General features: G+C 65.7%; 1 protein-coding gene. It reads right to left on the bottom strand.

Features of this window, described 5'->3' with window-relative positions; genetic code table 11:
• Positions 1-1,065, bottom strand: a complete 1,065-nt coding sequence (locus tag ACLARN_RS44095) for an IS630 family transposase (protein WP_409497452.1) — start codon at positions 1,063-1,065, stop codon at positions 1-3.
• Between the last annotated feature and the right edge of the window lie 54 nt (positions 1,066-1,119).

Raw genomic sequence — 1,119 nt, 5'->3', positions numbered from 1 at the left:
CTAGTGTCGCGCGTCTGATGTTCGTTGACGGGTGGCGTGGGGCAGGATTTCGTCGGCGGTCTTGGTCCAGGTGAACGGGTGGCAGCGGTTGTTCCAGCCGTCGATGAAGGCGCGGATCGCGGTGACGAGTTCTTTGACGTTGTCGAAGGATCCGCGGCGGATCGCCTGGCGGGTGATGATGCCGAAGAACACCTCGACCAGGTTCAGCCAGGAGCCCGAGGTGGGTGTGAAGTGGAGCGTGATCCTCGGGTTCCTGGCCAGCCAGGCGTTGACCTCGGCGTGTTTGTGGGTGTGGTAGTTGTCCAGCACGACGTGTAGTTCGCGGCGGGGGTAGGCCTTGGCGACCTTTTTGAGGAAGTCGAGGAACTCGGCTTTGCCGTGCCGGTCGTAGCACTGATCGGTGACCTTCCCGGTCGCGATCTCCAGTGCCGCGAACAGGGTCGTGGTCCCGTTGCGCTGGTAGTCGTGGGTGGCCCTCTCCGGCAGCCCGGGGCGCAGCGGCAGCATCGGCGCTGTGCGGTTGAGTGCCTGGATCTGAGACTTCTCGTCCACGCACAACACGAGCGCCTTCTCTGGCGGATTCAGGTAAAGCCCGACCACGTCACGGACCTTGGCCTCCAGTTCCGGGTCGGTGGAGAACTTGAACGTCCCCCGCCGCCACGGCTGCACGTGATACTTGCGCCACGCCCTGGCCACGGTCGCGTCCCCGATGCCGAGGTATCGGCCCAGCAGCCGGCTCGACCAGTGCGTCACCGCCAACGCCTCCGGCGGCGGCTCCAGCGTCGCCGCGATGATCCCGGCATCGTCCACGGTTTTCGGCCGCCCGCAACGAGGTTCGTCATCCAAACCCGCCAGGCCGTGCGCGGCGAACCGGTCACGCCACTTGATCACCGTCGGACGAGAAACCCCGACCAGCCGGGCAGTACCCGCGGTCCCGTTCCCGTCCGCGACCGCAAGCACGATCCGGGCCCGCTCAACATGACTGGCCCGGATCGCCCGCGACCGAGCCCACGACTCCAAGACCGCCCGATCCTCACCACTGATCACCAAACCCGACGAAGGCATGACCCATCATCGCAAACCCACGACCGTAAACCAACTAACGACGCGCGACACTAG

Origin of the sequence: Amycolatopsis sp. cmx-11-12 (genome assembly GCF_046269425.1) — a bacterium.
Lineage (GTDB): Bacteria > Actinomycetota > Actinomycetes > Mycobacteriales > Pseudonocardiaceae > Amycolatopsis.
Note: the sequence above shows the minus strand (reverse complement) of the source record. Positions and strands in the feature narration are given on the sequence as shown.

Coding starts and splice junctions, on each gene's coding strand:
- ACLARN_RS44095 (WP_409497452.1), bottom strand. CDS start 1,065: ATGCCTTCGTCGGGTTTGGTGATCAGTGGTGAGGATCGGGCGGTCTTG.